The 14,954-nt window shown below is 37.0% G+C and carries 13 protein-coding genes; 6 read left to right on the forward strand and 7 right to left on the reverse strand.

Features of this window, described 5'->3' with window-relative positions; all coding sequences use genetic code 11:
• Positions 1-7: 7 nt before the first annotated feature.
• Together PP182_RS20470 and PP182_RS20475 are read left to right on the forward strand one after the other, a co-directional pair.
• Complete coding sequence (locus PP182_RS20470) at positions 8-847, forward strand: phytoene/squalene synthase family protein (RefSeq protein WP_272653111.1); 840 nt, start codon at positions 8-10, stop codon at positions 845-847.
• Positions 848-1,297 (forward strand): sterol desaturase family protein, encoded by a 450-nt coding sequence (locus tag PP182_RS20475; protein WP_272653112.1) that lies wholly within the window; start codon positions 848-850, stop codon positions 1,295-1,297. It abuts the gene before it with no gap.
• A 6-nt stretch (positions 1,298-1,303) separates the two neighbouring features.
• Here the strand turns inward: PP182_RS20475 and PP182_RS20480 are convergent, their stop codons facing one another.
• From PP182_RS20480 to PP182_RS20500, 5 genes are all read right to left on the reverse strand, one after another.
• On the reverse strand, positions 1,304-1,858 hold the full coding sequence (locus PP182_RS20480) for a TlpA family protein disulfide reductase (RefSeq protein ID WP_272653113.1): 555 nt from the start codon (positions 1,856-1,858) through the stop codon (positions 1,304-1,306).
• A gap of 76 nt (positions 1,859-1,934) precedes the next feature.
• On the reverse strand, positions 1,935-4,208 hold the full coding sequence (locus tag PP182_RS20485; RefSeq protein WP_272653114.1) for an aconitate hydratase: 2,274 nt from the start codon (positions 4,206-4,208) through the stop codon (positions 1,935-1,937).
• A 179-nt stretch (positions 4,209-4,387) separates the two neighbouring features.
• Entirely contained in the window at positions 4,388-5,341 is a 954-nt protein-coding gene (locus PP182_RS20490; RefSeq protein ID WP_272653115.1) for an AAA family ATPase, read from the reverse strand.
• Between the two features lie 2 nt (positions 5,342-5,343).
• Positions 5,344-6,822 carry a peptidylprolyl isomerase gene (locus tag PP182_RS20495; RefSeq protein ID WP_272653116.1) on the reverse strand — a complete coding sequence of 493 codons (1,479 nt, stop codon included), beginning with the start codon at positions 6,820-6,822 and terminating at the stop codon, positions 5,344-5,346.
• Complete coding sequence (locus PP182_RS20500; RefSeq protein ID WP_272653117.1) at positions 6,773-7,486, reverse strand: peptidyl-prolyl cis-trans isomerase; 714 nt, start codon at positions 7,484-7,486, stop codon at positions 6,773-6,775. The genes PP182_RS20495 and PP182_RS20500 overlap by 50 nt, the downstream gene beginning before the upstream one ends.
• A 369-nt stretch (positions 7,487-7,855) precedes the next feature.
• Here PP182_RS20500 and PP182_RS20505 point away from each other — a divergent pair, with 369 nt between their 5' ends.
• The 4 genes from PP182_RS20505 to PP182_RS20520 all read left to right on the forward strand — a co-directional run bounded on the left by PP182_RS20505 (position 7,856) and on the right by PP182_RS20520 (position 11,419).
• Positions 7,856-8,098: a hypothetical protein gene (locus PP182_RS20505; protein WP_272653118.1), complete on the forward strand. Its 243-nt coding sequence runs from the start codon at positions 7,856-7,858 to the stop codon at positions 8,096-8,098.
• The gene (locus tag PP182_RS20510; RefSeq protein ID WP_272653119.1) at positions 8,085-9,236 is read left to right on the forward strand and encodes a serine hydrolase; all 1,152 of its coding nucleotides are present in this window, start codon (positions 8,085-8,087) and stop codon (positions 9,234-9,236) included. The genes PP182_RS20505 and PP182_RS20510 overlap by 14 nt, the downstream gene beginning before the upstream one ends.
• Positions 9,237-9,974 (forward strand): 23S rRNA pseudouridine(2604) synthase RluF, encoded by a 738-nt coding sequence (rluF, locus tag PP182_RS20515; RefSeq protein ID WP_272653120.1) that lies wholly within the window; start codon positions 9,237-9,239, stop codon positions 9,972-9,974. It begins immediately after the preceding gene.
• 125 nt (positions 9,975-10,099) lie between these two features.
• Complete coding sequence (locus PP182_RS20520; RefSeq protein ID WP_272653121.1) at positions 10,100-11,419, forward strand: carboxypeptidase-like regulatory domain-containing protein; 1,320 nt, start codon at positions 10,100-10,102, stop codon at positions 11,417-11,419.
• Positions 11,420-11,486: 67 nt separating this feature from the next.
• Here PP182_RS20520 and PP182_RS20525 read toward each other — a convergent pair whose 3' ends face one another.
• Both PP182_RS20525 and recQ read right to left on the reverse strand, forming a co-directional pair.
• Positions 11,487-11,999, reverse strand: a complete 513-nt coding sequence (locus PP182_RS20525) for a fasciclin domain-containing protein (protein WP_272653122.1) — start codon at positions 11,997-11,999, stop codon at positions 11,487-11,489.
• A gap of 637 nt (positions 12,000-12,636) precedes the next feature.
• Entirely contained in the window at positions 12,637-14,847 is a 2,211-nt protein-coding gene (gene recQ / locus PP182_RS20530; RefSeq protein WP_272653123.1) for a DNA helicase RecQ, read from the reverse strand.
• Positions 14,848-14,954 lie beyond the last annotated feature (107 nt).

Here is a 14,954-nt window from a genome sequence, read left to right on the forward strand (position 1 = left end):
TTTAGCTATGAAATTAACTTTTGACAAGGTATCCTATCAGTGTAGTAAAATAGTTACCGAAAATTACAGTACATCGTTTGCCTTGGCAACTAAAATGCTTCATAGCTCAATTAGGGGCGATATCTATAATATATATGGTTTTGTAAGGTTTGCAGATGAAATTGTTGATACCTTTCACGACTACGACAAAAAGACCCTTTTCGAAAAATTTGAAGAAGAACTGTCCGATGCGTTACAAAATAAAATAAGCCTAAACCCAATTTTAAATTCCTTCCAACATACATTTCATAAATACAATATTCCTATGCATTTAGTAGATGCTTTTATGAAAAGTATGAGAATGGATTTAACCAAAAATGTATATAAAACGGATGAAGAGTATAAAGAATATATTTATGGATCCGCTGATGTCGTAGGATTGATGTGCCTAAAAGTTTTTGTAAATGGATGTGATAAGACATATGAAAATCTTAAAGAACCAGCAATGGCTCTAGGTTCAGCTTTTCAAAAAGTTAACTTTTTAAGGGATGTAAAGGCCGATTTTGAGGAGCTTAATCGTTCTTATTTCCCGAACGCAGATTTGGCAGCTTTAGACGAAGCTTCCAAAAAAGAAATTGTAGATGAAATAAAAAGGGATTTCCAGTTAGGTTATCATGGAATCGTAAAACTTCCGATAGAAGCGAAGTTTGGGGTGTATACAGCTTATAGATATTATTCAAGATTGCTTAAGAAGCTTCAGGATACCCCATCCCTTGAAATAAAAACAACACGGATTCGTGTACCCAATTATGAGAAGTTTGGCCTTTTAGCAAGGTCATATGTAAAATATAAAATGAATTTAGTATAAATGAACACTTTAATTTGGATACTTATTTTTGTAGGCACTTTTTTGTTTATGGAATTTATGGCATGGTTTACCCATAAATATATTATGCATGGTTTTTTATGGTCGCTTCATAGAGACCACCATCATAAAGACCACGATTCTTGGTTTGAAAGAAATGACGCTTTTTTTATTTTTTATGCAATTGTGAGTATGTCCTTGTTCTATTCGGGGGCGAATGGTTTTTGGTATGGGTGGCCACTGGGTTTTGGTATTCTGGCGTACGGAATTGCATACTTTTTTGTCCATGACATTTTTATTCACCAAAGATTTAAATTTTTTAGAAATGCGAATAATTGGTATGCCAAAGGGGTAAGAAGAGCCCATAAAATACACCACAAACATTTGGGCAAAAATGATGGGGAATGCTTTGGAATGTTATTTGTACCCTTTAAATATTTTAAAAAGGGATAAAAAGTACTATTCTTCTATTAATTGATCAAGTAATCTATCAATTTTGTCATTATCCCAATCTGCAACGGCATTTTGATGAACTACTATATTTCCCTCTTTATCCAAAATATAGGAACCTGGTGGCATTAAAATACTTATTGGGCCGGTTTCACCAATGATTTGATAGGTAACGGGAAAAGTGTATCCTTGTTTTTCCATAAATAGCTCTACAGGTGCCCTTTCCTCATTGGTAATAACAAAAAACTCGATTCTACCTTTGTATTTGTCGTACAATTTCTGAATATCCTTGAGCTGAGCTTGGGAAGGTAAATGCCATGAAGTCCAAAAAGATATGAAGACTACTTTTCCCTTTGCTTCTTCAAAATTGAAGATTTTCCACTTATCATCCTTCAGCTTCCAATCATAGTTCGCAATTTTACCTCTTTTCGCGGGACTTATAATCGTAGGTGCCGTGGCCAACCATCTATTCAAAAGAATCTTACTATAGTCCCCTAGAGGCGTTATAAAAAAAGACAGGACCAAAGCAATGATTAAAAGGGTGTAAACGGTTTGTTTCTTCATTTCAAAATTTGGTATGACCAAAACTAAAAAACTCCCGAACATGATCGGGAGTTTTCCTTATTTATTTTAAAATATATTATGAGGCATTCTGCTTTTTAATGACATTTAGAGCAGAACCTTCCCTAAACCAGTTTATCTGTGCTGCATTATAAGTATGGTTCGCTTTAATCACATCCTTAGAGCCATCTGCATGTACAATTTCAATTGTTAGTGGCTTATCTGGTGCAAACTCCGCAATATCAACAAAGTTGAAGGTATCATCCTCTTGAATTAAATCGTAATCGCTTTCATTCGCAAAAGTCAAGCCCAACATTCCTTGTTTTTTCAAGTTTGTTTCATGTATACGGGCAAAAGATTTTACCAACACAGCAGCAACTCCTAAATGCCTTGGCTGCATCGCAGCATGCTCTCTGGACGAACCTTCGCCATAGTTATGGTCACCTACAACAATGGATTTAATTCCTTTGGCCTTATAAGCCCTTTGAGCATCAGGAACGCCTTCGTACTCACCGGTCAATTGATTCTTGACCAAGTTGGTTTTCTTATTAAAGGCATTTACTGCTCCAATAAGCGTATTATTTGCAATATTGTCCAAGTGACCTCTAAAGCGCAACCAAGGTCCGGCCATGGAAATATGGTCCGTCGTACACTTCCCAAATGCTTTTATCAACAACTTAACGCCTTGTAGCTCTTCATTTTGTATAGGCTCAAAAGGATCTAACAATTGTAACCTTTCAGATTCCTCGCTAACCACAACCTCAACACTTGAACCATCTTCCCTCGGCGCCAAATACCCAGCATCTTCGACTTCGAAGCCTTTAGGAGGCAATTCCCACCCTGTTGGTTCTTCAAATCTAACTTCTTGACCTTCCTCGTTTATTAGGGTATCCGTAATTGGGTTGAAATCTAACCTACCCGAAATTGCAATGGCCGCAGTAATTTCTGGGGATGCAACAAAGGCATGTGTATTTGGATTACCGTCCGCACGTTTTGCAAAGTTCCTATTAAAGGAATGCACGATACTATTTTTTGGTGCATTTTTAGGGTCTTTGTAACGCGCCCATTGCCCAATACAAGGTCCGCATGCGTTGGTAAAAATTTTAGCATCCAATTTCTCGAAAATTCCAAGGATTCCATCTCGTTCCGCAGTATATCGAACCTGCTCAGAACCAGGGTTAATCCCTAGATCAGCTTTAATTTTAAGTCCCTTATCCAAGGCCTGTTGTGCAATTGAAGAAGCTCTGGACAAGTCTTCATAGGAAGAATTCGTACAAGATCCTATTAGCCCCCATTCAACTTGAATTGGCCAATCGTTTTCAGTTGCCTTTTTTGTCATATCCTTACCTACGGCCGTTGATAAATCCGGTGTAAATGGGCCGTTCAATAAAGGACCGAGTTTAGATAGGTCTATATCAATAACCTGATCAAAATAATTTTCAGGATTCGCATAAACATCTTCATCCGCAGTAAGATATTCTTTGACTTCGTTTGCCGCATCAGCAACATCGGCCCTATCGGTAGCTCTTAAATACCGCTCCATAGACTCATCGTAGCCAAATGTAGATGTAGTTGCCCCTATTTCAGCTCCCATATTACAAATGGTACCTTTTCCTGTACAAGATAGCGCTCTGGCCCCAGGTCCAAAATATTCTACAATGGCACCGGTTCCACCTTTTACCGTGAGTATTTCAGCAACTTTTAGGATTACGTCTTTTGGCGCAGTCCAACCCGAAATTTCACCGGTCAGTCTTACTCCTATCAATTTAGGAAACTTTAGTTCCCAAGCCATTCCGGCCATCACATCTACAGCATCTGCACCACCGACACCTATGGCAACCATGCCCAAACCACCGGCATTTACGGTGTGAGAATCTGTACCAATCATCATACCTCCTGGGAAAGCATAATTTTCCAATACAACTTGGTGAATTATACCTGCTCCTGGTTTCCAAAATCCGATTCCGTATTTATTGGAAACAGATTCCAAGAAATCAAAAACCTCAGCACTACTTGAATTAGCGGATTTTAAATCCGCAGCAGCACCACTTTTAGCCTGTATCAAATGATCACAGTGAACTGTGGTAGGTACCGCAACTTTTGGTTTTCCGGCCTGCATAAACTGAAGTAAGGCCATTTGAGCGGTTGCATCCTGACAAGCAATACGATCTGGAGCAAAATCAACATAATCCTTACCTCTAACAAAGGCTTTGGTCGGATTACCATCCCAAAGATGAGAGTATAAAATCTTCTCCGAAAGGGTCAGTGGTTTTCCCACTATTTCCCGAGCTTTGTCCACTCGTTCCGCCATATTGGCGTACACCCCTTTAATCATATCAATATCAAATGCCATATTTATCTATTTATGTTAAAGCAATTCCGTAAAATTAAGAAAATCTAAGGCGCAATTAAAATTTAAATGAAAGGAATAGGTCCTTTTTTAACGATCATCGAATTTAAATTTACGGGTTTTCAGAATAGTGGGAGCATGGCCTAAACCAAACTTTAATCCAATGCAAGGTATAATTAAAACTATAATAGTTTTTTGATGATTACTTCTTCGGTTATACCTTCCGCCTCAGCCTTGTAATTTTTAATAATTCTATGTTTAAGTATACCGTTCGCAACTTTATGTACATCTTCTATATCTGGAGAGAATTTTCCATTAATCGCTGCATTGGCCTTAGCGGCAAGAATTAGATTTTGAGAAGCCCTAGGTCCGGCACCCCAATCAACATACTGTTTAACATAATCCGAAGCCGATTCAAGGTTTGGCCTCGTACTATTGACCAATTTAACCGCATATTCAACAACATTATCCGGAACGGGAATACGCCGAACCAACTCCTGAACCTCTAAAATTTGTTGTGCATTAAACTGTGGCTCTACCAAGTGTTTTGCTGTTGAAGTAGTATTCTTTACCACCAAAATCTCTTCTTCTATACTAGGGTACCTTAACTCAATGGCAAACATAAAACGGTCTAATTGGGCCTCGGGCAAAGGATAGGTTCCTTCTTGTTCAATTGGATTTTGAGTAGCCAATACAAAATAGGGTAAATCCAGTTTATACGGGTGGCCAGCAATAGTAACCGCTCTTTCCTGCATGGCCTCCAATAAAGCCGCCTGTGTTTTCGGTGGTGTTCTATTGATCTCATCAGCCAAAATAATATTGGCAAAAATGGGCCCCTTAATAAATTTAAAATTCCTGTTTTGGTCTAAAACTTCGCTTCCAAGGATATCGCTAGGCATTAAATCCGGGGTGAACTGTATACGTTTAAAATCCAATCCTAACGCTTGGGCTATGGTATTGACCATTAAGGTTTTTGCCAAGCCAGGAACACCTATTAGTAAAGAGTGCCCTCCAGAATAGATGGAGAGTAATATTTGATCAATTACATCTTCTTGACCAACAATTACTTTCGCTATTTCCTTTTTTAGGGCGTTATGTTTTTCGACCAATAGTTTTACAGCAGCAACATCTGACATACTTACTTCTTTACCCAATTGTTAGCAAAACTACAATCCCTATTGTCATCGCTTACGCTTATGTAGGTGTCTTCTATATGGTCGTCCATCCACTCTTTGATAGCATTATATTGCTTTTCGGTAAGGGCAAGTTGTTGAATCTTTGTATAGTCTTTTGCAAAATCGGCCACATGTTCATCATAGCGATTAGTAACCTTGAGTATTTTATACTTAGGTGGGCCTCCCCTAGGGTCCTCTTCCAATATTGGATATGAAATTTGGTCGTCCTTTAAATCTCGTACCTGATTGTAAAGCGCAGGATCCATTTTTGTCAATTCAAAACGAGAACTGAAATCTTGTGGGTTCCTTAAAAGTCCACCATCAAATTTGGTTTCCTTTTCATCGGAAAAATTAAGGGCAGCCTCCGCAAAGGTAAATTCACCATCAATAACTTTTTTTCTTATGCTGTCCAATTCAGCTTTCGCCTCATCCAGCGCATCTTGAGATATTTCTGGCTGAACCAAAATATGCCTCAGGTCCAATTCCTGACCCCTTATTTTTTCAATGTAAATAATATGATAACCAAATATAGTCTCGAATGGCTCTGAAACTTCACCTTCCCTTAAACTGAAGGCAACATCCTTGAACGTTTTATCAAATCCGGTATCCTTTGTAATACTATAGAACCCACCCTTTGATTTTGAACCTGGATCTTGGGAGTATAGAATAGCCTTAACACTAAAACTGGCATCGTTATCCTCCACGTCCGCTTTAATCTCATTTAGTTTATCGATTACCTTTTGTTTTTCTTGCTCTGATGGTTCCGGAGACTTTACAATTTGGGCAATCTCCAATTCAGCACCAAAGACCGGCCGTTCATCCTCTGGTATCTTATTGTAAAACTGGCGTACCTCTTCAGGTGTTATTTCAATCTCGGAAATAATATCCTGTTGCATTTTTTCCGAAAGCATTCTCAGTTTATTAATTTTATAAAGCTCTTCCCTAAAGCTCTGCTCGTCCTGTTTTTTGTAATATTTCAACACCTTGTCCATCGATCCAATTTGTTGTACCAAGGATTGTAATTGTCTGTCACCGGTAGCATTTACCTCATCATCTGAAACTAAAATACTGTCCTGGACAGCTTGATGCGCATATAACCGATCCTCCATTAATTTACCCAACAAACTGCAATGGGTAACATCCTCTGTCGAAGCCCCTTGACTTTTTAAATCAATCAAGGTTTTTTCTATATCAGAATCCAGTATCACATAATCTCCTACGACAGCTGCAATTCCATCTAACTTTATTTTTTTAAAATTGTTTGTAGAATCCTTTTTCATCGGAGTATTGGCCTCGGCTATATTCTCGGAAGAATCCTTCGTATTTTCCTGAACGGGATCTTGGGCAATCAATGTTCCACAAAGCAAACTTGCCAAAAAGGTAAATGTTATCTTATTCTTCATTGTTGTAAACCTCAAATTCTTTTTCTCTAATTGCTTCATCTATGATTTCAGTTTCTAGTTTACGCAGGTAGTTAATTTTTCTGCGACTTAATAAAACCTGTTTAATGGTAGGCTCAATATAAGAAAGTGGTGCAATTTCATTCACATCCTTAACTTCCTCAATTTTTCCCAAATATACCCCGATTGAATCCTGTAATTCAAAAAATTGTGAATTTTTTAAGTATCTATCCTGATTATCAAAGGTTATCGGTGGAATTTCTTCAAAAATCCTTGTGGAACTGACCCAAATTGAATCATTGAAATTGAGTTTCTTAAACTGTACTCCAATAGAGTCCAGATAGACCAAATCTTCATCCTCAAAACTTTTTAATCTTTTTTCTACCTCGTCCTGATTAAGAAAATTCAAGGGTAGTTGTACAAAACGAATCCGAACAATTCTTTCCTTTAATTTAAAATTTTCTTGCTGTTCTTCATAAAACGCCACTAATTGATCGTCCGAAATTAAGGTATCCGTTCCCCTGGAAACCAAAGCTTCCTGATAGGCCCTAGTATACAGGTCCGTTCTATATGCATCCACTAAGGCATCAAATTCGGATAGTTTTTCTTCCGGTAAATTAATTTTAGATTTGGAAAGCAGCAATTGTTTGGACGCCCAATTGTTTATATAATTGGTGACAAATGAAACGCTATCTACTTTGGACATACCCTCCTTAATTAAAGGGGCTATATCATCCTTATATAAAAATGTTTGTCCTACCCTTGCCAACGGCTCCCTCTCCACCTTCTTATTAAAGTAAGTATCACAAGAAAGGATTGTACAAACAACTCCCACCACCATTAACAAGAGCATTATTTTACGTCGAATTATTTGAGAAAAAACCATCAAGCAAAAATAGTAAATACAAAATCCCAGCCAAACGCTATTGGTTTTCATTAACAGAAATTAGACAGTTTCCAGGTAATTGTTTTAGTAGATATCTATTTTGCGATTAATTTCATTGGATAAATCTTGACAACTATTCATGGTAAAATAAGCTTCAAACCCTAAATTTGATATCATGAAAAATTTATTTTGAACAGAAAAATAAAATTAATTTGGGATTTTAGAGGTCCTACTGCCCAAAAGACCGCGGAGCATCATGTTAAACATCTTGATGAATTTATTTCTATTGAAAAGATGGATGTCATAAAGGTTGGTTTTAATGAACTTAGCGACATGCACAGTATAGCTTACCTGGTAGTTGAAGAGAAAGATATGATTTCGGTGAGGGATACACTAAAACCACATAGAGGAGAAGTATATGAAGGTCAATAAAAATTCGTTTATAGTCATCGCCTACTTCATTGTATGGGTATTTTTAAGTTCATGTACAAACACTCCTTTGAACGACAATGTATTGGAACGTGCACTATCCTCAGAGAACCCTAAAATAAAAAGGGTTATGGATAGTCTGGACCAGTATGAAGTGCAAATCCGATATACAAGGATAAACAGAAAGAATGATAGCATTTTTTTTAGCGATTTTGATTTTCAGGTAGATGATAATACTTATTTCTATCCAGCCAGTACCGTCAAATTTCCTATTGCCGTTCTAAGCTTGGAGCGATTGAACGAAACGGATACATTGGATAGAAACAGTAAATATTATATTGAGGGTGACACCATTGAAAGCACGTTTACCCAAGACATTTCTCAAATTTTTGCCGTTAGCGACAATCTTGCCAATAATCGATTGGTTGAACTTTTGGGTCAGGACGCCATTAATAGCTCGTTGAAAGAAAAAGGTATTGAACCGATTCGTATTGCACACCGACTAGGATATCATTCTGAAGATTTGGAAACAAAACCTCTGATAATCTATCTAAATGATAGTACTACAGGAATCTCAATGCCCAGTCTTAATACCGCACCAAAACATCTGGATTTAAATAAAATCAAAAAAGGAAAAGGGTATTATGAGGATGGGGAATTCATTAAAGACCCGTTTAGTTTCGAATTAAAAAACTATTATCCGATCAGTTCCCAGCATGCCGTTTTGAAAAGGGTGATTTTCCCGTCCAAGTTTGACAAAAACCAACGCTTTAATCTTTCTAGCCAACAACGGGATTTTTTACTTGAAGCAATGAAAATACTGCCTAGAAAAGCAGGGTACGACTCCAAGGAGTATTATGATAGTTATTGTAAATTTTTCATTTTTGGTGACAGTAAAGAGCCCATACCCTCACATATTGAAATATATAATAAGGTTGGTTTTGCCTATGGAACACTGACAGATTGTGCCTACATAAAAGATACAAAGAATGGGATTGACTTTTTATTAACTGCGACTATCCTAGTAAACAAAGATGGTATTTTTAATGACGATGCCTATGAGTATGAAGAAATTGGAATACCCTTTTTAGCCGAGTTGGGTCGAGAAATATATAGATTGGAATTGGAAAGAAAAAAATAAATGTCCGGGGAACCAAAACAAACGAGAATCAACAAATACCTAAGCGAAGCTGGGTACTGCTCTCGCAGGGCAGCAGATAAACTTATCGAACAGGGGCGTGTAACCATCAACGGAAAGGTACCCGAAATGGGAACAAAGATCACAGCAGGGGATTTGGTTCAAGTAGATGGCGAAAACATATCCGAGACCTCGGAGAAACCCGTTTATTTAGCATTTAATAAGCCAATTGGTATCGTTTGTACAACGGACACAGGAGTGGAAAAGGATAATATCATTGACTTTATAAATTATCCCAAGCGAATATTCCCTATTGGTAGGTTGGACAAACCGAGTGAAGGCCTTATCTTTTTGACTAATGACGGGGATATCGTCAACAAAATATTGCGTGCGAGGAATAACCACGAAAAAGAATATTTGGTTACTGTGGATAAACCAATTTCCGCACACTTTTTGAAAAAGATGAGAAACGGCGTACCTATCCTTGATACCGTTACCCGAAAATGTGAAGTTGTCCAAGTAAGCACCTACCAATTCAGGATTATACTTACCCAAGGTTTGAACAGGCAAATTAGACGCATGTGCGAATACCTAGATTATAGGGTAAAAAAATTAAAGCGGATTCGGATTATGAACATAAATTTGGATTTACCTGTTGGAAAATGGAGAGATTTAACAACTGAGGAGTTAAGGGAAATCAACAGTTTGGTCAGTTCCTCTTCAAAAACACATGATAGATAAGTTTCAATCAAATGTATTCAATGCTATTGCCTTCACTATTTTCCATTCTTTTTTAACTTAAATAAACCACATATCTAATTAAAAATCATTAACTTAGATAGTAATTTTAGCTAATTTAAATCGTCATGAAAAAGAAAATATTTAATAAAAAAACAGAAAGCAAAGGGACTTTAAAGTTTTGGTTTCTTTCTTTAGCTTTGATTTTCGGTCTTAACATATTCTCGCAAGAGGATAGTTTTAAGGAATACTCAGGTGAAGTATATGATACTGACACGAAAAAACCTTTAATTTTTGCCACATTGACCTTAGAAGGTACAAATGTGAGTACCATAACTAACACGGAAGGGGAATTTTCCCTTAAAATTCCTGAATCCAGCACACGTAGCCACATCGTAGTTTCATTTCTGGGGTACAAGACCTTGCGTATTCCAATAGTGCAATTTGAAGCAGAGGACAACGAAATTGGAATGACGGAATTGGTTACTAAACTCTCTGAAGTTAGTTTAAGTATTCCAAAGGATGCGAAATCCTTGGTCAGGGAAACGCTTAAGAAAAGAGGTGAAAATTATATTAATAGCCCAACGGTAATGACTGCATTTTATAGAGAGACCATTAAAAAAAGAAAAAAAAATGTGAGCCTTTCCGAAGCAGTTGTCAATATCTACAAAGCCCCTTATTCGAGTAATAGAAAGGATGCCTTAAAACTTTTCAAGGCTAGGAAAAGTACGGATTATAGTAAATTGGATACTGTAGCCCTTAAATTGCAAGGTGGACCATTTAATGCATTGTTTGTTGACATGGTAAAATATCCAGAATACATTTTTGCGGATGATTATTTTGATGCTTATGAATTTTCCTTTGTTAACTCTACAAGGGTTGATGACAAACTGATTTATGTAGTACAGTTTGATCAGAAACCAGAAATCATTGATCCTTTATATTCTGGAAAGCTATATATAGATGCAGAAAATAAAATTTTGACAAGTGCAATCTATTCTCTTAATATTACTAACAAGAATTTAGCCGCACAAATGTTTGTTAGAAAAAAACCTAGAAACGCAGAGGTTTGGCCTACCGAAGTTGCATATAGAGTTGATTACCGAGAAAGAGATGGTAAATGGTATTATGGCTATAGCAATGTTCTTTTGGAGTTCAAAATTGATTGGGACAAAAGACTTTTTAATTCAGTATACAGTATGAGCTGTGAGATGGCGATAACCGACTGGGAAGAAAATGTAAGCAAGGATATTCCTAGATACAGAGACCAAATAAAATCTGATATAATTTTGAGTGACGAAGCAATTGGTTTTGCGGATCCCGACTTCTGGGGAGAATATAACATTATAGAACCTGAAAAGTCCATAGAATCTGCCATAAAAAAAATACAGCGGCAATTGAGACGGGGAAAAATAGATGGTAACGGAGCTTCGGTACCATCGCGCTAAATAATAGAGGGTTATAAAAAAACCCGGTGCAGTTATACTGCACCGGGTTTTTTAAGTTTAATAGAATTTAATTTGGCATTACAACGGCATTAATTGCATGTATTACCCCGTTCGAGGCAGCAACATCTGCAATAACTACTTCCGCCATATTTCCTTTGGCATCTTTTAGCATAACTTTATCACCTGATAAAGACAATGTAATTGTTCCCCCTTGCACTGTTTTTACGTTAAACATTCCGTTATTTCCTTTTATGGCCTTTATAACATCTCCAGCCATATACTTACCTGCAACAACATGATACGTCAAAATTCCAGTTAATGTTGCTTTATTAGCTGGCTTTAAAAGGTTTGCCACTGTTCCGTCGGGTAAAGCATCAAATGCTGCATTAACAGGAGCAAAAACTGTAAAGGGTCCTTCACTACTTAACGTCCCTACTAAATCGGCAGATTTTACAGCGGTAACCAGCGTAGTAAAATTGTCATTGCCAGCTGCTACGCCAACAATGTTTTCAGATTGCGCAAAAACAGTAGTCAAGCATAATAAAAAAGTGCTTAGTGTTGTAATTTTCAAAATTTTCATAGTTCTTTTTTTTTAGATTTGGATAAAGGTATGAGGTAATTGGAGTTTAATCTCTTAATTATTGTTTAATTATTTCTTTATAATGTTAAACATTATTAAATAAATCGATTAAAACTCATATATTATAAATAATAACTATTCCTAATCGGTAGGAGAGCGTTCAACAAAACCAATTTAGAAGTTTCCCTTTTCTACTTTTTACCCTAAGAAGTTGTTTTCAAATAAAATTAAGGTTACAGGAATAACTAATTGATATTTTCTAAAAACCTTAAAGTATAGAGATAGTGTAGTTCTGACGCCCCTAGGCCAAATATTTACCCATGAAACTTTAAATACTGCGAATCAATCCAGGAAGAAAGTGGCTTTCAATGTTTATTATAGCAATAGAATTTCCCAAAGTCATGGATATTTTAGTCAAGTGCTTATAGCTCTAGTAAAAGACATAAAACGTATATTCTTAGTATTAGTATACATGGCCTAGTTTGCATGAGAGAGACCTATGGATATAACAAAAATAAATTTTTGACCGCTGTCAATTTTATAGCTCAACTATTTACAATTCCAGTAGGTGCAGCGACCATTTTTGATACGATGAAATTATATTGGAATTGATAAGAAAATCTATATCCATAGCTCACTAATTGGCTACTTCACTTATAAACTTTAATCGATATAGCCTTAATTCCTCATCTTCGTATTCGCCATCAAACTCTTTCATCGCCTCTTCCAGGTCGTCACTTTCGGCCTCTAAAAAGTATTCATGAATTTCCTCTTGCTGGTCCTCATCTAGAACCTCATCAATCCAATAGTCTATATTTAATCGGGTTCCACTGTAAACGATTTGCTCCATTTCCTTAATTAACTCGGGGATTTCCAAACCCTTTGCTGAAGCAATATCATCTAAAGGTAATTTCCTATCGACGTTTTGAATTATGTAGAGTTTCAGACCCGAATTCGCACCTGTGCTTTTCACTACAAGATCATCCGGACGAATAATTTCGTTATCTTCCACATAAGAATTAATAAATGTAACAAAAGGCCTTCCATATTTTTTGGCTTTGCCTTCACCTACACCATGAACATTTAATAACTCTTCCAAACTTATTGGGTACTTTAAGGCCATATCCTCCAAGGAAGGGTCTTGAAACACTACAAAGGGGGGTACACCCAATTTATTGGCTTGGGACTTTCTTAAATCTTTAAGTTGCTTTAATAGCTTTTCATCTGCTACTCCTCCAGATTTGGCAGCACCAACAATTGCATTATCATTTTCGGCATTATAAACGTGGTCCTTCGTCATCATAAAAGAATGTGGGTTTACCAAAAATTCTTTCCCATTATCGGTTAATCTCAAAATGCCATATTGCTCAATATCCTTTTTCAAATACCCGGCGACGAGCATCTGTCTTATTAAGGCCATCCAGTGTCCTTTATCCTTATCTGAACCGATACCAAAAAAGTTCTTTTCATTGGTTTTATGCGAACTTATTAAGGCATTGTTCTTACCTCTCAAGGCGTTTACGATTTCCTTGGATTTAAACTTTTCACTTGTCCCCTGAATTACCCTCAAAAGTTTTACCGCATCATCCTTTGCTTCGACTTTTTCTTTTGGATTTCGGGTATTGTCGTCCATATCCGCACCTTCACCTTTCACATCATCGAATTCCTCTCCAAAATAATGAAGCATAAATTTCCTTCTTGACATGGAAGTTTCAGCATAGGCAACCACCTCTTGCAAAAGGGCGTTCCCGATTTCCTGCTCTGCCACAGGCTTACCGGACATAAACTTTTCTAGTTTTTCTATATCCTTATAAGAGTAAAAGGCCAAACAGTGTCCTTCTCCCCCATCTCTTCCCGCCCTACCGGTTTCTTGATAATAACTTTCGATACTTTTAGGAATATCATGATGTATTACATAACGAACGTCGGGTTTGTCTATGCCCATCCCAAAAGCTATGGTCGCTACTACTACGTCAACATCTTCCATTAAGAACATATCTTGATATTTGGATCTTGTCTTGGCATCGAACCCAGCATGGTAAGGAACGGCACTTATCCCATTCACCTGAAGCACCTGCGCTAATTCCTCCACCTTTTTGCGACTCAAACAGTATATGATACCTGATTTTCCTTCATTTTGTTTAACAAAACGGATAATGTCAGCTTCTACGTTTTCCGTTTTTGTACGGACCTCATAGAATAAGTTGGGTCGATTAAAAGACGCCTTGAAAACGGTCGCATCTCCAATTCCAAGGTTCTTAATGATATCTTCTTGAACCTTTGGAGTTGCCGTAGCGGTAAGACCTATGATGGGGATATCATCCCCTAATCGCGCAACTATAGATTTAAGATTTCTATATTCCGGCCTAAAATCATGTCCCCATTCAGAAATACAATGGGCCTCGTCCACGGCGACAAAAGAAACTTTAACGGAACGCAGAAATTCCACATTTTCTTCCTTAGTAAGTGATTCGGGGGCTACATAAAGTAATTTTGTAATTCCGTCAACTATATCTTGTTTAACCTGTTTAACTTCGGTCTTGTTTAGGGACGAATTCAAAACATGGGCGATTCCCATTTCTGCAGATACCCCTCGTATGGCATCCACCTGATTTTTCATTAAGGCAATTAATGGCGACACCACGATTGCCGTTCCTTCTTGCATTAATGCCGGAAGTTGGTAACAGAGGGACTTGCCGCCGCCTGTTGGCATGATAACAAATGTATTATCTCCTCGTAAAATATTCTCTACTACGCCTTCTTGAAGTCCTTTAAACTGAGAAAAACCAAAATATTTTTTTAACGAGGCATGTATATCAATCTCATTCAAACTAGTAAGATATTTCAATTTATTTGAGGGTTGTAAAAGGTTCTTTCTATAATCAACCCCTTTAGAATTCCAATTATAATTTTTAAACAAAAGGTAGAACCAAATTATTGAAGGATAGATATCCT

It is taken from the genome of Maribacter sp. PR1 (assembly GCF_028464145.1).
Lineage (GTDB): Bacteria > Bacteroidota > Bacteroidia > Flavobacteriales > Flavobacteriaceae > Maribacter.